The sequence below is a fragment of the Geomicrobium sp. JCM 19037 genome (assembly GCF_000698105.1).
Classification (GTDB): domain Bacteria; phylum Bacillota; class Bacilli; order Bacillales; family Marinococcaceae; genus Geomicrobium_A.
The window spans coordinates 50,977-68,125 of record NZ_BAWZ01000006.1; the positions used below are offsets into that span (position 1 = coordinate 50,977).

The 17,149-nt window shown below is 44.9% G+C and carries 16 protein-coding genes, 2 pseudogenes and 1 other annotated feature; of the genes and pseudogenes, 14 read left to right on the forward strand and 4 right to left on the reverse strand.

Translation table 11 applies throughout. The annotated features are described in order from the left end of the window. Positions 1-99: 99 nt before the first annotated feature. Positions 100-2,847: a transglycosylase domain-containing protein gene (locus JCM19037_RS04990; protein ID WP_052363563.1), complete on the reverse strand. Its 2,748-nt coding sequence runs from the start codon at positions 2,845-2,847 to the stop codon at positions 100-102. Between the two features lie 293 nt (positions 2,848-3,140). Further along, positions 3,141-3,335, forward strand: a binding site (T-box leader). Between the two features lie 47 nt (positions 3,336-3,382). Between JCM19037_RS04990 and tyrS the strand changes: the two genes are divergently transcribed. The 4 genes from tyrS (at position 3,383) to JCM19037_RS28220 (ending at position 6,388) form a co-directional block, all read left to right on the forward strand. Next, a complete protein-coding gene (gene tyrS / locus JCM19037_RS04995; RefSeq protein ID WP_042398501.1) occupies positions 3,383-4,624 on the forward strand; it encodes a tyrosine--tRNA ligase in 1,242 nt (413 codons plus the stop codon). A 91-nt stretch (positions 4,625-4,715) separates the two neighbouring features. Then, positions 4,716-5,357: a carboxymuconolactone decarboxylase family protein gene (locus JCM19037_RS05000; protein ID WP_042398503.1), complete on the forward strand. Its 642-nt coding sequence runs from the start codon at positions 4,716-4,718 to the stop codon at positions 5,355-5,357. A gap of 108 nt (positions 5,358-5,465) precedes the next feature. Further along, the gene (locus JCM19037_RS28215; RefSeq protein ID WP_255357847.1) at positions 5,466-5,816 is read left to right on the forward strand and encodes a serine hydrolase; all 351 of its coding nucleotides are present in this window, start codon (positions 5,466-5,468) and stop codon (positions 5,814-5,816) included. 35 nt (positions 5,817-5,851) lie between these two features. After that, positions 5,852-6,388, forward strand: coding sequence for a serine hydrolase (locus tag JCM19037_RS28220; protein WP_255357848.1), 537 nt, complete (start codon positions 5,852-5,854; stop codon positions 6,386-6,388). 104 nt (positions 6,389-6,492) lie between these two features. Here JCM19037_RS28220 and rpsD read toward each other — a convergent pair. Next, positions 6,493-7,094, reverse strand: a pseudogene (rpsD, locus tag JCM19037_RS05010) (30S ribosomal protein S4). 291 nt (positions 7,095-7,385) lie between these two features. Between rpsD and deoC the strand changes: the two are divergent. From deoC to JCM19037_RS24925, 4 genes are all read left to right on the forward strand, one after another. Then, positions 7,386-8,060: a deoxyribose-phosphate aldolase gene (gene deoC / locus JCM19037_RS05015; protein WP_042398509.1), complete on the forward strand. Its 675-nt coding sequence runs from the start codon at positions 7,386-7,388 to the stop codon at positions 8,058-8,060. A gap of 80 nt (positions 8,061-8,140) precedes the next feature. Next, a complete protein-coding gene (locus JCM19037_RS25520; protein ID WP_193744657.1) occupies positions 8,141-8,314 on the forward strand; it encodes a hypothetical protein in 174 nt (57 codons plus the stop codon). Continuing rightward, entirely contained in the window at positions 8,275-8,550 is a 276-nt protein-coding gene (locus tag JCM19037_RS25525; RefSeq protein WP_193744658.1) for a hypothetical protein, read from the forward strand. Before JCM19037_RS25520 ends, JCM19037_RS25525 begins: the two co-directional genes overlap by 40 nt. Positions 8,551-8,566: 16 nt before the next feature. Then, complete coding sequence (locus JCM19037_RS24925; RefSeq protein ID WP_193744659.1) at positions 8,567-8,890, forward strand: PRC-barrel domain-containing protein; 324 nt, start codon at positions 8,567-8,569, stop codon at positions 8,888-8,890. 46 nt (positions 8,891-8,936) lie between these two features. Here the strand turns inward: JCM19037_RS24925 and JCM19037_RS05030 are convergent, their stop codons facing one another. Continuing rightward, positions 8,937-9,422, reverse strand: a complete 486-nt coding sequence (locus JCM19037_RS05030; RefSeq protein ID WP_042398518.1) for a GAF domain-containing protein — start codon at positions 9,420-9,422, stop codon at positions 8,937-8,939. A gap of 144 nt (positions 9,423-9,566) precedes the next feature. Here JCM19037_RS05030 and refZ point away from each other — a divergent pair, with 144 nt between their 5' ends. Further along, positions 9,567-10,214, forward strand: coding sequence for a forespore capture DNA-binding protein RefZ (gene refZ / locus JCM19037_RS05035; protein ID WP_193744660.1), 648 nt, complete (start codon positions 9,567-9,569; stop codon positions 10,212-10,214). On the opposite strand, the gene hisJ is transcribed toward refZ, so the two are convergent. After that, positions 10,194-11,027: a histidinol-phosphatase HisJ gene (gene hisJ / locus JCM19037_RS05040; RefSeq protein WP_042398522.1), complete on the reverse strand. Its 834-nt coding sequence runs from the start codon at positions 11,025-11,027 to the stop codon at positions 10,194-10,196. The two genes, refZ and hisJ, sit on opposite strands and share 21 nt — an antisense overlap. A 201-nt stretch (positions 11,028-11,228) precedes the next feature. Between hisJ and JCM19037_RS28225 the strand changes: the two genes are divergently transcribed. From JCM19037_RS28225 to JCM19037_RS05065, 5 genes and pseudogenes are all read left to right on the forward strand, one after another. Further along, complete coding sequence (locus tag JCM19037_RS28225) at positions 11,229-11,564, forward strand: septation ring formation regulator EzrA (protein ID WP_042398525.1); 336 nt, start codon at positions 11,229-11,231, stop codon at positions 11,562-11,564. Positions 11,565-11,595: 31 nt separating this feature from the next. Continuing rightward, a complete protein-coding gene (locus tag JCM19037_RS05050) occupies positions 11,596-12,897 on the forward strand; it encodes a septation ring formation regulator EzrA (protein WP_081829076.1) in 1,302 nt (433 codons plus the stop codon). 382 nt (positions 12,898-13,279) lie between these two features. Then, positions 13,280-14,269, forward strand: a complete 990-nt coding sequence (locus JCM19037_RS05055; RefSeq protein WP_307189732.1) for a cysteine desulfurase family protein — start codon at positions 13,280-13,282, stop codon at positions 14,267-14,269. Continuing rightward, a pseudogene (thiI, locus tag JCM19037_RS05060) lies at positions 14,266-15,467 on the forward strand (tRNA uracil 4-sulfurtransferase ThiI). Before JCM19037_RS05055 ends, thiI begins: the two are co-directional and overlap by 4 nt. A gap of 73 nt (positions 15,468-15,540) precedes the next feature. After that, positions 15,541-17,145, forward strand: a complete 1,605-nt coding sequence (locus JCM19037_RS05065; protein WP_042398530.1) for an amidohydrolase — start codon at positions 15,541-15,543, stop codon at positions 17,143-17,145. Positions 17,146-17,149: the final 4 nt, after the last annotated feature.

Consider the following 17,149-nt stretch of genomic DNA (forward strand, 5'->3'; position numbering starts at 1 on the left):
CTCACCATAGATCGTTCTATGGTGAGATTTTCGTCCCGCCCCTGCCACGCCCCGCGGGCGTGGCGGGATAAGCTGACCCCGAGGGTAGACTTGCCTCGTTTAAGAATCGTCTTCACCTTCTGGTGGGTCGTTTTCTTCTGGCGGTGGGGTTTCATTATCCTCACCGTCTTCTTGCTCATCAGGCTGTTCGTTATCCTGGTCAGAACTCCCGTTGTTTTCACCTTCGCCAGTTGGGTCACTTTCTTCTGGCTCTTGACCTTCAGTAGGGTCTTCTTCTGGCTCTTCAGGTGTTGGAGCGCTTTCGGTCGGGTTCGACGGGTTCGATTCTCGGCCCATCGTGTCAACTGCGGCTACGTAGTAGCCTTGGGCAGGGTTAATGCCAGAAAAGCTCGTCGACGTATTTCCTTTCACTGAACCAACGAGACTGCCTGCTGCTGTATATACACGGTAACCGACGATGTCGCCATCAGAATGTTGCGCCCAGCTGATTGTTCCGCCACTTGATGACACTCCAGAAACTGCAGCTGGAGTATGGTCAAGTGCAGGGGCGTTTCGGTCAGGTACTAAATTCCCGGACAAACTGTCTGGCAAATAATCTTGGATATTCACACCGTCGAAGAACGTTGAGTTTACGGAAAAACCGGTGTCCGTAAATTCGGCAGGTGTTTGTTCATACGCAAGATAACTTTGACCACTAATCGTTACGTAGCGTGCGCCTTCTAGTGAGTCATCGGTTTGAGATGGCAAGTAGTTGCTATTAAACAAATCGGTATTCACAAGTCCAGCGTCGTAACAACTTTGGGAAGGAAGTAATCCGCTCACGCCACAAATTGACTGTCGTACAATTCCTTCGGGTTGCTCGAACCGTGAATCTGTCAAGACGACGTCACTGTTTGTTTCCACAGTGCGATTCATAAGCGTTGCCCAAAGCTGTTGTTGACGTTGACTGTATTCGCCTTGGAGCGGTTGGTTATCTCCGTAGCCGATCCATAAGCCGAAGCTCACTTTCGGGTTCATGCCGACGAACCAATAGTCACGCGCACCTTGCGACGTCCCGGTTTTTCCGGCCCAATCCCCACCGAAGTTTAACAGGCTAGGAATGCGTGATGCAGTTCCGTTTGAGAGGACATCTCGCATCATATCAATGGAAAGGTACGCCGTTTGCGGGGAGAACACGTCAACTTGATTGTGTTCATGCTCATAGATCACTTCACCCGTATGCGTCTCAATCCGCTCAATCATATACGATTCATTCCGCGTACCACCGGTCGCAAGCGTCGATAATGCGTTCGTATTTTCTTCAACCGTTGCATCAAAAGAACCGAGTGCGAACGACTCCGCAGCATAGTCAAGGTGCGGGGTGTAGCCAAGTTTTATCATATCATCGTACAAATCTTCTTCTGGCACTTGCCAAAATGTCCGTACCGATGGGGTGTTTCGTGAGTTCGTAATCGTATCTCGCACGGAAGGGATACCGGCGTAAGAACTACCAAAGTTACTTACGGGGTCTTGATCTCCCCCACGGTAATTCGTTGGCACATCGGGAACGACGATGCCCGGTTGCACAACCCCGCGCTCCATCGCAGATCCGAACGGCATGAGCGGCTTAATCGTTGAGCCTACGGATCGGCCTTCACCTGTCGTAGCGTGGTTCCATGATTCTTTTTCAAAGTCACGTCCACCGATAAAGCTTAAAATCGCTCCTGTTTCATTATCTTGTAACAAACCGCCCACCTGTTCAGGTTGTCCGTCATTCGTATTCGGACCGAACAAGTCACTGTTGGCGATCGTGTCTTCCATCGTGTCATAAATGTCTTTATGAATGGTAGTATGAATGCGGTATCCGCCAAGACGAAGTTCTGTACTTGCGCGCTCGGTGTATTGTTGGACGGTTTGTGCACGGTCTTCGTCTTCCATGTCGCTCAAGTCAACCCCGTCTTTGTCCAATAAATAATCTCTAAGAATGGGGACGGCTCTGCGTTCTGTTTCGTTCGTAACGTACGGATAACTTTCAAAGCTATTTTCTGGTGCATAATCCGTAATGTCTTCCATTAGGTCGTACTCTCGAGCTGCTTCGTACTCTTCCTCGGTAATCGTTCCAGAGTCTAACATCCGGTAAAGGACGATATTCTTTCGTTGCATTCCAGCAGTCAAGTCCTCTTTCAAATCCCCATCGGACGTGAAGGGAGTGTATGAAAAAGGATTTTGTGGAATGCCGGCAATATACGCAGCTTGAGGTAACGAAAGTTCCGATGCCTCGACATCAAAAATTCCATTTGCTGCAGCCTGAATGCCTGCAATTTGCGTACCGGCCGCATTTCTGCCGAATGGTACGATGTTTAAGTATGCTTCAAGAATTTCATCTTTGTCCATATAATTCTCTAAACGCATCGCAATTAAGATCTCTCTTGCCTTGCGGTCAAAAGAAACTTCGTTAGATAGCATTTGGTTTTTCACAATTTGTTGGGTGAGCGTACTTCCTCCCGTTTGCATGCCTGTGTCGACAAACTCTTGAAACACTGCGCGCATAACAGCTTTTGGAACGATGCCGTTATGTTCAAAGAAATATTCGTCTTCTGTCGCAATTAACGCGTCTTTCACGTGCGTAGACACTTCGTCCAAGCTTACTTCTCTTCGCTCAAGAATTGAAGGAAGTTCGCCTAAATATACGTCATCGGCGAAGTAAACGACACTTGTTTCTTCATAATTGTAGATGTCTGCACGAATTTCTTCTTGTGTATATTCCGGCTCATCTTCTACTAAAGAAACGAAGTAGCCAGCACCGGCTGCGCCGACAAATGTCTTCCGAGCAAGATCGTCACGCTTAAAAGAATGAGAATGTTCCAAGCGACAAGGCTTGTAATATTTAACCCTTGTACATAGCGATTGTTTTGTATGAAATCAGCCCAGCGGTTAAACCTCTGTAATATATTTTTCATCGTTCACCCCCTAAGAAGATCACGCATATTATAGCATACTTTGTTATAGACTAAAGAACCGCTATCCAGGTTATTCGTGATGAATATGTACAATTCCTCTTCTGACCTTTCGTTCTTACGTGTAGGTTGCCTTATCGATCGGGTTTACATACAGTTGACAGTGAACAATTGGCATGGTATAAAAAGATCATTGTCAATATAGGTAACGCGATGATGGCAACGAAGTAATTTCTTGTGTACAGGTTCAGAGAGTCGACGGTCGCTGCAAGTCGATCCGGCGCAAGAGATGAATTACATTGCTTGAGCTTTCTAGGAAACGTATACTCTGCGTTAAAGAGCCGAGTGGAGAGCGGAAGTTCTCAACAAGGGTGGTACCGCGATACGTTCGTCCCTTTTTAGGAGGGGCTTTTTTTTATGGACAAAAATAATAGGAGGACGAAGATATGACAAGCGAATGGACATTAACAACAGAACAAAAGGAAGAAGCGAATCGCCAAGTCGAGGCGCTTATGAGAGGTGTTGTGGAGATTGTGCCTGAAGAGGCGTTCCGAGGGAAAATTGAGAAATCAATTGCAACAGGTAAACCGCTCAACATTAAGCTAGGCATGGACCCTTCGGCCCCGGACGTGCACATTGGCCACACCGTCGTTCTTCATAAGCTTCGCCAATTCCAAGAATTTGGACATCACGTACAAATGCTTATCGGCGACTTTACAGGTAGAATTGGTGACCCAAGTGGTAAATCAGAAACGAGAAAAGTATTAACGAGTGAACAAGTAGCTGAAAACGCCAAAACGTACGTCGAGCAGTACGGCAAAGTGTTGGATATGGACAAAGCAACGCTCTACTACAATTCGGAATGGTTAAGCCAGCTAAACTTTGAAGATGTCATCAACTTAGCTGGGAATTTAACAGTGGCAAGAATGCTTGAACGTGAAGATTTCAATAACCGGTACAAGAACAACCAACCAATTTCCATACATGAGTTCTTCTATCCATTAATGCAAGGCTATGATTCGGTGGCGATGGATACCGATATTGAGGTTGGGGGTACTGACCAAACGTTTAACCTTATGATGGGACGCCAGCTTCAAGATGCGTACGGGAAAGATAAGCAAGTTGCCCTAACGCTTCCGCTCATTGAAGGGTTGGACGGTGTGCGTAAAATGTCGAAGTCATTAAACAACTACATTGGAATCGATGAAGAACCGAATGAGATTTTTGGTAAATCAATGAGCATTCCTGATGAGCTGATGGTGAAGTATTACAAACTGGCAACCGATATTCCGATGGAAGAGGTTGAAGCTTTGGAGAAAGGACTTGGTGAGGGTAGCATTCACCCAAGAGATGCCAAACAACGACTTGGCCGCCGTTTTGTTGAAATGTACCACGGGGAAGCTGCAGCTGCCGAAGCTGAAAAGTACTTCCAGACGGTGTTTACGAAACGTGCACTTCCTGAGGATTTGCCGGTCGTTGAGTGGAAAGGTGAGCCGATCGTGTCCATTATTGATTTGCTCGTTGAGCTGGAATTACAACCGTCGAAAGGTGAAGCACGGCGCATGATTAAAAATGGCGGTGTGAAAATTGATGAGCAAAAAGTCGAAGACATTCATGCAGAGATTACAATTGCAGACGATATGATCGTGCAAGTCGGCAAACGGAAGTTTGCTCAACTTAAGAAATGACCAAAAAAGATGGGGAGCATCCCCATCTTTTTTCTTGCTAAACGAACGTCTCTATGGAAGAATAAAGCGAAATAGGTGAGGAGGAGCGGTGATGTATAACAAAGCGTATTCAAGCCGATTGGAAGAATTCAAATCGTTAGCTCCAGAAGCCTTTGCTGCCTTCATCGCATTCGACAACGAAGCGCTCGCGCCAGGAAAGTTGCAGCCAAAGTTGAAGGAATTGATTGCTGTAGCGGTTGCGCATACGACCGGGTGTCCGTATTGCATTGAGTTACATGTCAATCAAGCGAAGAAACAAGGGGCAAAGAAAGAAGAAGTGGCAGAAGCCATCATGGTGGCGACCGCTTTAAAAGCGGGATCAGCGATCGCGCATAGTGTCAATGCATGGAATGCTTATGATGGAAACGGCGCAGATGAATTGTACAAATCTTCTTACTTCAATCGCTTAGAGGAATTGAAAACGTATAATGAAGAAGTTTTTCAGAAATTTCTTTCGTTTGATCAAGCAGCTCTTCAAACAGGTACATTAACGGTGAAAGAAAAAGAACTCATCGCTATTGCCGTCGCACACACGACAGGTTGTCCATATTGCATTGAGCTGCACACAGCAGCCGTAAAAGTTGCAGGAGCAAGCCGCGAAGAAGTTGCCGAGTCTGTACTTGTTGCAACAGCTCTAAAAGCTGAGTCTGCCCTTGCCCACGGAGTGAACGCACTAAATGCCTACGATCAGTAAACGAGGAGGTGACAATCGAATGAGTTTAATGTGAATCATTTTGCTTCATCTACTCTAACTTGATTTGAGTGTCGAGAAACGAATCACTTAATCTTAAGGAGGAGAATGATGAAACAGAATAAGCAAATCGAGCGATTACTGAACGTTCAACGAGATGTGAATTTTTCTGGAGTGATATTCATAAAGGAATACGACGGTGTGTTCGAGCAAGCGTTCGGTTATGCCAACCAGGCCGAACAGATAAGAAACAATCCAAGTACGCGGTTTGGCATCGCATCTGGAGCAAAGGTATTCACGAGCGCAGCCATTTGCAGACTCGTTGAAGAAGGTAAACTTTCATTTAATACGCGTTTACAGCAATGTGTAGACATCTCATTCCCACACTTTCATGAGGACATTACGATACATCATTTGCTTACGCATACGTCAGGCATTCCCGATTATTTTGATGAAGAATGATGGATGATTTTTCTGCATTGTGGGATGAAAAGCCGATGTACAGCATGAGGGAAGGCAAGGATTTTTTGCCAATGTTTCAACACGAACCGATGAAGTTCCATCCTGGTGAACGGTTTCATTATAATAACGCAGGTTATATTGTGCTAGGTCAAATCGTTGAGGCGGTATCGGGACGACCGTTTGACCGATTTGTTGAAGAAGAAATCTTTCAAAAGGTGGGCATGGACAAGTCAGGTTATTTTCAACTTGATCAGTTGCCTGAACAGACTGCGCACGGGTATATCGAAAGCAATCAAACGAATCAATATTGCATTCCGATAAAAGGTGGGGCAGATGGGGGTGTGTTTGTCACCGTAACTGACGTGGAAATGTTTTGGCGGAGTGTCGATAAAGCTGAACTTTTCTCAGAAAAGATGACGGAACAATTTTTACGTCCGAGAGTTCACGTAAATGATACTGTCTTCTATAGTTATTCAGGATATACAATTGAAAGAGAAGACAGTTCAAGAAAACATCTACTCGTCGGGTACGACCGGGTGTTTGCTTTCGGGCTTCGTTTGAACCTCCTGTAGTCGTGTTGTTGTCGTGTGCTCAAATCAAAGTGAGGGCGCAGATGAAATGATCGAAGCGATTGGATAATAAAAACCCCCTCTTTATAAAGAGGGGGTTTAGTGTATTAACGAGAGTACCACTCAACGATAAGCGCTTCGGTAATTTCTGAAGAAAGTTCAGAACGCTCTGGAAGGCGTGTGAACGTAACTTCATACTTCTCGCCGTCTACACTGACATATTCAGGTGTGAAGGCAAGGGATTCGCGAGCTTCAGCAATCGAGTTCATGTTGCGTGACTTCTCACGTACACCGATTACTTGTCCTGGCTTAAGCGTGTAAGACGGGATGTCTACGCGCTGACCATCAACAGTAATGTGACCGTGGTTTACGAGTTGGCGCGCCCCACGACGCGTACGAGCAAGACCTGCACGATAAACGAGGTTGTCTAGGCGAGATTCAAGAAGGATCATGAATTCTTCACCGTGTACGCTCCGCGCTTTGCTGCTTTATCGAATGTGCGCTTAAACTGACGCTCAGTCAATCCGTACATAAAACGTAGTTTTTGCTTCTCTTGAAGCTGGACACCGTACTCTGTCAATTTCTTGCGTTGAGTCGGACCGTGTTCACCCGGAACGTAAGGGCGTTTTTCTAGTTCTTTACCTGTACCGCTTAGTGAAATACCAAGACGGCGTGATTTCTTCCAAGATGGACCTGTATAGCGAGCCATAGTATAGCTCCTCCTTTTATCACGTTTATCGTGAAAAAGACGGGCAGGGGTAATCTCTTAGACGCTCATTTTGTTTTCACACATCTTCGCTCCGACAGCGGGGAGTTAGTGATGCACCTCGATTGTGATCAGCCGCAGTCGAGGAACAAAATGAAAGACGAAGTAAGTTTACCTTGGCTGTCTTTTAGCACAACTATCATTGTATAAAGTCCTTGCATAAAAGTCAACCTCAACGAACGAATAAAAACATGATATAGTGGGGGTGACTGAAAGAATGGAAGGTGAAGAATGATGAACAAATCAACACTCGCATCATACATTGATCATACGTTACTGAAACCTGAAGCATCAAGATCAGCCATTGTTACGCTTTGCGAGGAAGCCAAGACGCATGAGTTTAAAACGGTTTGTGTTCACCCGTATTGGGTAGAAACGGCTGTCGCTCTTTTAGAAGGTAGTCAAGTAGGTGTAACAACAGTCATTGGCTTTCCGCACGGCATGAATGTGCCAGAAGTTAAGGCTTATGAAACAGAAATTGCTATCAAACAAGGCGTGGCAGATGTGGATATGGTTATAAACATGGGAGCGCTCAAGTCTGGGGATGACGATCATGTGCTTCGCGATATTCAAGCCGTCGTAAACGCGGCAGCAAATAAAGCGACAGTGAAAGTAATCATTGAAACGAGTCAGCTTACCGACACTGAAAAAGTAAAAGCTTCTGAGTTGTGTGTACAAGCCGGAGCGGACTTTGTTAAGACATCCACAGGGTTTCACACCGGTGGCGCAACGCTTAGTGACGTTCGTTTAATGAAAGAAACCGTCGGTGATCATGCAAAAATTAAAGCTTCAGGCGGTGTGAAGAATGCGGCCGTCGCTGAAGAATATATTGAAGCAGGGACAGATCGAATTGGGACAAGTTCTGGCATTGCGATTGTTTCAGGTGCCGAGTCAGGAAGCGACTACTAGTCTCGATAAAAGATTTCGGGTTTACAATCGGCGCAAAACAGGAAAATTCTCTATAACAACCTGTAAAGGAGAGAGAACCTGTGTTACTACGTGTCGAGGACTTTAGAGACTTTTCACTGTCAGCTACTGACGATGATTTCGGAGCGGTTGACGATGTGTATTTTGACAGTACGGGTCGTTGGAGAGTTCGTTATATCGTTGGGGATACGCGGCGTTGGTTTTTTGGCGGGAAGGTACTCATCAGCCAGAGTTGATTACAAGGCTTGAAATTACTGAACAGCTCGTTGATTTAGACGCTACGAAAGACCAAGTGAAGGACAGTCCGAAGCCAGAAACAGATCAGCCAATCTCAAGGCAATATGAAGCAACGTTGCTTGATCATTACGGCCTTCAGCATTACTGGACCGTTTCGCCTGCGACGCCAGCAGGGTTCCACACTTTCCATATGCAGGGCCAATTGCGCCGTTTCGGGAACGCCAAGTCCAGATGATGTTGCGGGTTCACGTTTGGACGAAGAGAACTATCATTTGCAAAGTTCAAAAGATCTAACATCCTATTCGGTGTACGCCAACGATGAAAAGATGGGCTCCATATCTGATATTTTGTTCGATAGCACAACGTGGCAAGTCCGCTTTATAGAAATTGAGTCAGATGGCATTATGGAACGCGATCGCTACGTTTTGCCAGTCCAAGTGTTTAAAGACTTTGACCCATTGGAAAGTAGAGCTCATGTGCCGGTTGCTTTGCAAGTCATTGAAGATGCTCCGAAATCGGAGACGTTAACCGATGACGACGAGAAAGAGTTAAACGCATATTATGGTATCAAATAAAAACAAAAGGCAAGCTCCTTCAACCAGGAGCTTGCCTTTCTTCATACTAACGTTGTAAGTGAGGAACAAGGTGCTCAACAAATACAGTGAGTAGGCGACCCTCTTCTTCGGAGAAACGCGCCTTTTCTGGAGAGTCAATATCCAAAACACCATAAACTTGATCGTTAATAATGATCGGGACGACTACCTCCGATTGTGAAGCAGCGTCACAAGCGATGTGGCCAGGAAATTGATGCACGTCCTCAACGACTTGCGTTTCTCGTATCTTCGCTGCGGTACCACACACACCTTTGCCGACTTGAATACGTACACAAGCGGGCAATCCTTGGAAAGGCCCGAGCACCAACTCGCCCTCTTTTAAAAGATAAAAACCGACCCAGTTCGTACGATCTAGAAATTGTTGTAACAAGGCAGCCGCATTGGCTAGGTTCGCTGTAGGATCATCCTCATCTTCAAGCAAGGCATCCAGTTGTTTATAAAGCATGTCATATTTCTTCTGCAAATTTCCGTCGTAATTGACAGGTTCAAACATTCGTGTACACCCTCCCCTATATAACACTGTCTAAACTCATAATAACATGTAGAAAGAGTAAATAAGAAGTCGTAAAGCCTTTGCAGGATCGCACCGTCATAGAGCGAATGTATTCGTTAACCGAGTCATGAAAGGATGGAGCAAGTGAGAACTGAAAAACAAAACACAAAAGAAGCTGTCCAAACCGCAGCCATTGACTTGTTTATGACAAAAGGGTTTACGGGGACATCCGTCCGTGCAGTTGCCGATCGAGCGAACGTGAACGTCGCTTTAATTTCATATTACTTTGGTGGAAAAAAAGGTTTGTTAGAATATATTTTGAATGACTATCTCGCTGGATATTTACAAGCAATTGAAGAAGCCATTTCTTCGTCTGAATCTAGTTTTGATCAGCTATTGTCGATGGTGGAGCGGGCGATGGTGTATCAACAACGGCATGATCGTGCTGCCCGCCTCGTTCTACGTGAATTGACGCTCGATTCAATGCTCGTTCGCGAAGTGATGTCGAGTTATTTCATGAAAGAAAAGCATCTATTTTCTCTCGTCTATGATCAAGGAAGAAAAGCGGGTGTGTTCACGCAAATGCGAAAGGAGTGGGCGATCTTACATTTGCGTGGCATGATTACGATGCCGTTTTTACATGCGCAATATATTCGCGAAGTCTTCCATCTTGAACCGAGAGACGAGACGTTTATTGGCAAGTATATGGGTCATGTTCGTCAGTTTGTGGAGCGACAACTTTGTTCGACGCGCATAGCAGATTCCCCGACTTCAAATCTTGTTTACGTCTAAAGGCACTTGCAGTCGGACGCCTCTTAGCTGCTCTCGTCCTTGACTAAGGCCATGAGGGTGGTGAGCATCGGAGCCGTACACGAGGTGAAGTCCTTCCGCTTCTTTTTCTTTTAGGAACGAAAGAGGCGGATACGGTTCTTGACAGCCAGGTTTATTCACACCTGCACCGTTCACATCCACTTGCATCCCTTCGTTTTTTATACAGAGGAGAGTGTCTCTAATCCATTGATCATCCGTTGGGTATGGCAGACTCTTCTGGAATTTACGAGCCAGTGTTGGATGTCCGATTCGTCTCGGTTTGAATACCCCTAAATGACAAGTGACGGATCGTTGCACTGTTTTATAGTAATGCCACACCGCCTCATCTATAGAGGAAAACTGATTTGCGTACATTTGAAACACTTCTGCACTATAATCAATACAAAAGTAACCCGCACTCGTGTGAATGAAATGAACCGAGAGAATGCTATCATCTAGAAAACGTCCGTATTCATCAAGAAAGGCTTTGGTTTCTGTTTCGTACCCTTCGATATAATCAACTTCTAAACCAACGTTTATCGTCAATTTCGATTCGTATTCTTTTTTCAATTTCTGCAATTCATCCAAGTATTTTGCGAGGGACTCCAGTGTCATTGCACTGTCTGAGTTTGGGGTAGGGTCAACAAACCTTTCAGGAAGAGGCGCATGCTCGCAAAACGTCACCCCTTCATACCCGTCGTGAATGAGGGTCTCAATGTATTCTGATATTGCCGCTGAACTTCCGTGGGGACAATACGGACTGTGAACGTGGCCATCGTATACGATCGATTTCATATTTCTCCCACCTTCTTTCCAATTTTCCACTACTCTATTAGGTTACATGTTAATATAGTAATACACCAGTTCAATTCTCTTCAAAAATCGTCAGCGATGTCGATATAATTTAGAGGAGTTTGGACGTATTTGTTGAATTTTGTAAATGGGTATTATTATATACGAAACTAATTATCGATGGAATATATTGGAGTGAGAGAAATGGTTCCTGTAATCATCATTGCCGTTAGCATCCTTGTCGTTGCTGGAATTGCGTATGGTGCCTGGTCAAGGCGGCGGGTCTACCAAAGTGTAGATGAGTTAGATAAAAGAAAGAACAATGTGATTAATGAACCGATTGCGGATGAGATCAGCCGTGTAAAGGGGTTAACCATTTCTGGGGAAACAGAAGAGAACTTCGAGCGGTGGCGAAAAGCATGGGATTCCATCGTTGAAGATCGTTTTCAAGAAATAGAACTCGACTTGTTTGATATTGAAGAAGCCGCAAATAAATATCAGTTCAAGAAAGCGAAAGAAAGATTGAAAAGGTTAGCGTAACATTAACTAGCGTAGAAAACGAAATTGTTCCATCCGTGAAGAAGTGGATGAACTCGTTAGTAGTGAACAACAAAATCGCGATGAAATTGAGGCCGTATCCGAGAAATTAAAAGATACACGTGCGATGTTGTCTCGCCAACAAAAATCGATGGGTGAATCGGTGGAAGCGATTCGTGAAGAAGTGGAACATTGCCGCAGTGAGCTTGACAACTATTACGAAGATACTGCGCAAGGAAACTACATGAGTGCAAGGAGTCGTTTATTAACGATCTCTGAGACGATTGAAAGACTTGACCACTTGATGAATAAGATTCCTGGCATGCTCATGGAAGTTAGCGTCTCCTTGCCAGAAGAAATTCGCAATTTAAGAAGTGGAATCGAAGAGTTATCAGAACAAGGGTTTAACTTTGATCATTTTACGATTGAAGCGGACTTGCGTGAATTGACAACGTCGCTTCCGAAGATTAAAGAAGCGGTTGATCGTTTGCAAGTAGAGTATGGGGAAGAGCAAATTGAACGCTCCAAAGAGCAAATCGAAGAGATGTACCAAACGCTAGAACAAGAAGTCGAAGCCAAGCAACGTGTGGAACATGGCGTGAAGCAACTTGGTGAAAAATACGAAGCGGTTCGTACAAAACTGGAACACTTAGAAAAAGAACGTCAGAAGGTGAAAGAAAGCTATCAACTTCCTGAAGAAGAAACGAATCTCTATGAACAGATGAAAAAGGAACTAAAAGATGCGGAGAAGGACCAGCAAGTGTTTGCTGATTTGCACGCCAATCGTAGACAGTCTTATATCGACTTAGAGCAGACGATGGTGAAACTTCAAGACAAGCTACAGACAGTTAAAGAAGATATAGATTCATCAATGGAACGACTCGATGAGCTTAGAAGTGAGGAGCTAAGTGCGTATGAGCAATTAACGACGTTACGAAGACGGATGAAGTCGATTCAAATGAAAGTACACAAGAGTCACATCCCTGCTATGCCTGAGCATTTGCTCTCGCAGTTGGATGATGCAGAGAAAGAGTTGGAAAAGGCGAGAGCTCAATTAGACGTGACTCCGCTGCAAATGAAAGCGGTGAAAGAAGCGATTGAGCTCGGTCAGCATCAAGTAGGAAAGGCTGCTCATACGGTTGACGATACGTTGGCGCGTTCCGCTTGGGCAGAGCGGTTGATTCAGTTTGGCAATCGCTATCGCAACGAACATCCTAGTCTCAGACAAGTTCTTAAAGAGAGTGAATGGCAATTTAGGAATGGCTATTATGACGATGCGGTTGAGAACTTGACAGAGGCGTTAACCGAAGCTGTACCTGTCGCACTAGGAATTTAGAATCGTCTTGGAATGAAAGTGAAGAAAGTGTTTATCAAAACGCTTAAATGAAGATGTGACAAGAAGAGCTGGGCAAACGAGCCTAACGTTGAAGCACAAGTGCGATCATAACGCACTGTGCTTCTCGTTTGTTTACTCCACTTCTCGGCACACAGGTGAATTTATGATATAATGTTCCGTTGCTAGCGAACAGTTGAAAACAAGAGGTGTCAAGCTCAATGATCTATCTAGATAATAGTGCAACGACAGAACCTTATCCAGAGGTTATTCATACATTTGTAACGGCTAACGAACGTTACTTTGGGAACCCATCTTCATTACACCAAAAAGTTCTGAAGCAGAGAACCTTCTGCGGGAAGCGAGACGGGCCATCGCTCGACTGCTGAATGCACAACCATCAGAGGTTGTGTTTACTTCAGGTGGCAGTGAAAGCAATAACTTGGCAATCCAAGGAATCGCAAGGGCGAGAGAAAAGCGGGGAAGGCATCTGATCACAACGGCTGTTGAACACCCGTCAGTACTTGAGACGTGCGAGTTTCTAGAAACGGTTGGGTTTTCAGTGACGTATTTGCCAGTGAACGAAGAAGGTGTCGTATCTTTAACTGACTTAAAACAGGCAATAACGGAAGAGACAATTCTCGTGTCGGTCATGCATGTAAATCATGAAACGGGGGCTATTCAACCAGTACTAGAGTTCGGCGAATACTTGAAGAAGTTTGAGAAGATCCGTTTTCATGTTGACAACGTCCAAGGGTTCGGGAAGGTCGATCTCGACCTGCAATCTGTGGGCATTGACCTTTGTTCTGTATCCGGGCATAAGATTCATGGCTTAAAAGGGACTGGTTTTTTATACGTTAGAAGCGGAGTGAACATCCAACCGCTTGTATTTGGCGGAGGGCAAGAATTTCAACTTCGTGCCGGTACAGAAAATGTTCCTGCAATTGCTTCACTTGCGAAAGCGGCTCGTATGGCGATGGAGAAAAAGGAAGTACAAAATAGTAAGCTTGCTCGTATGAAAGAGGAACTACTCGAGTGGTTTGACGCTCAAGAAGGGGTGCACGTGAATACCCCGAAAGAAACAAGTGCGCCGCACATTATGAATGTTTCCATCGAGCGGACAATGCCGGAAGTGCTTATCCAAGCCCTCAGTAATAAAGACATTCACGTATCATCAAAATCAGCGTGTGCTTCCAAACAACCGAGCAAAAGTGCAGTACTCCTAGCACAGTTTGGTGAAGAAGACGAAAGAGCAGCGACGGGGTTGCGCGTGAGCATGTCATGGCAAACTTCACAAGCAGACCTGGAAGCTTTAAAAGCCGCATTGAGTCAAATCGTTCCACAGGTGAGAGAAATGAAGGAAGTGAAATCGTGAACATTGAGCATATACTCGTAAGGTATGGAGAAATTGCCTTAAAAGGAAAAAATAGAAATGAATTTGAACGGGCATTAAAAGGGAACATCAACAGTGTGCTTAGAAAGATTGGCTCATCTCGAGCGAAACGAACGTTTGGACGACTTATTGTTGAACTGAACGGCGATGACCCGAATGTTGTAATTTCTAGACTGAAAGATATATTCGGCATTATCTCACTATCAGTGGCAGTAAAAACGAGTCATGACGTCCATGACATCCAAAAAGTTGCGCTGCAACTAATGAAAGAAGAAACCGCAGCGAAGACATTTAAAGTGTCAGCAAGCGTTCATTTAAGAAAACAGAACTTGACTCACAAGCGCTCAATTATGAAGTCGGTTCCTACGTGCTACGAAACACAGACGATATTACGGTGGATGTGCATAACCCCGACGTTGAAATTAGCGTTGAAGTCCGCGAGCACGGCACGTATATTAGTGCAGGTAAAGTTCAAGGTAGAGGCGGATTGCCTGTAGGTACGTCTGGAAAAGTTATGCTCATGCTTTCGGGCGGGATTGATAGCCCAGTGGCGGGATACCTCGCGATGAAGAGAGGGTCGATCGTCGAAGCGGTCCATTTTCATAGTCCTCCATTCACGAATGAACGAGCGAAACAAAAAGTTATTGATCTTGCTAAGCAGCTGTCACTCTATGGAGGCGCAGTGAGGCTGCATGTCGTCCCTTTCACTGAAATTCAACAAGAGATTCATCGGCAAATCCCATCATATTATGCAATGACGATTACGAGAAGAATGATGCTAAGAATTACAGAGAAGATTGCAGCAGAACAAGGCGCACTTGCGCTAGTGAATGGGGAAAGCTTAGGTCAAGTTGCTTCGCAAACGTTGGAAAGTCTGCGTGCCATTGAACAAGCAGCTGAAATCCCGATATTACGTCCGTTAATTACGATGGATAAAATAGAAGTGATGGACATTGCCAAACAAATTGGGACGTATGAAACATCCATCTTGCCGTATGAAGATTGTTGTACGATCTTTTTGCCAGAGCAATCAAAAACAAAACCGAAGCTTGAAAAAGCCTTGCAGTTTGAAACCTCACTCGATATTGATGCGATGGTCGACAAAGCCGTTAACAATCGAGAGCCATCTCTTATTTCAAGTGATTCACCAACCGATAACAATTTCACGGAATTATTGTAAGTTCATTTTTACACCGTCATCCTAAATTTGTTTGCTTTTTTAGGGTGACGGTGAACGTTCTAGGAGGTTGACGATGCAAACCATTTACTATAACGGCAAAGTATATCCGATGACTTCTGAACATTCACTCGAAGAAGCCGTTTTTGTCAAGGACGGAGTTATTCAAGCGGTAGGGTCAACGAGTGAAATCATGAATACCTATAAACAAGCAGAAGTTGAGCTCATTGATCTCGATGGGCACGTCATGTTTCCAGGATTTGTAGATAGTCATGCACATATGCTTGGTTATGGGTTTTCCCTAAAACGCTTGGACCTTAGCGGTGCAAAAAGTAAAGAAGATGTGATAGAAAAACTCATTCGTAAAGCAGAAGAATTGCCTCAGCATGAGTGGCTTATTGGAGAAGGATGGAATGAGAATGAATGGGTACAGCCTCATAGTATTCACCGGAATGAACTCGATGCTCATTTCCCAAATCGTCCAGTAATGATTACGAGAATATGCCGACATGCGATGGTTGTAAACAGTCGAGCGCTTGAGCTTGCCGGTGTTCATTCAAATACACCTGATCCTTCTGGCGGTGTTATCGGTCGCGACGATACAGGATTGAATGGTTTGCTTCTCGAAAATGCACAAGATATAATACATGCTGTGACACCTAACTTTACCTCAGATAGTATGACTGACGCGTTAACGCTCGCTTATGAGCAGATGACATCTCTCGGTTTGACAGGCGTACATACGGAAGATCTCGCTTATTATGGAAATACAGAGGCGGTTTTGGATACGTACCGGGCAGTATTAACAAAACGAGAGCGTCAGTTTCGTGTGCACCATCTTATTCACCATGAAGCCGTTGACGATTGGGCGAACTGTGTCGGTGGTGTAGACGAAGATTGGTATGGGCAAACATTTAGCAGCATGAAGATCTTTGCAGATGGCTCGCTCGGTGGGCATTCTGCTTGGTTGTCAGAACCTTATAGAGGTGAAGGGTTGAACCGAGGGGTTCCGATTCATTCAGATCATGAATTAGAGGTACTCGTTCAAAAAGCACGAAACTTGGGACTGACGGTCGCCGTACATGTAATTGGTGACGCTGCACTTGCACAAACATTAGACGTACTTAAGAAGCACCCACCCGTCGGTGAGAAAAAAGATCGGCTCATTCATTTGCAAATTACGAGTCGATCACTTATTGAAAAGATGCAAGGTATGCCCATTGTTCTTGATATTCAACCGCAGTTCACTGTATCAGACTTTCCTTGGATTCAAGACGCAGTACCAGAGCCATTGCTTCGCGTTTCGTATGCATGGAAAACATTATTGGATCACGAAATCATTTGTGCGGGTGGATCAGATGCACCGATTGAACCGCCAGATCCTCTTTTAGGAATTCATGCAGCAGTCGCAAGACGCAAACAAGGTGAGCGACATCCGGGTTACATTCCAAGTGAGAAACTCACTGTCTATGAAGCCATTTCTCTGTATACTTCAGGAAGTAGCCAAGCTTCTGGAGAAGCGCATATGTACGGAGTGATTCAGCCGGGGTTTGCTGCGGACTTTACAGTTCTTGATCAAGACCCTTTTCAGCTCCACAACATCGACGAACTTCTTAGTACAAATGTAGTGTATACCATCGTCAATGGCACGACGGTGTTTTCTAACAAGCAAGAGAAATAGAGGA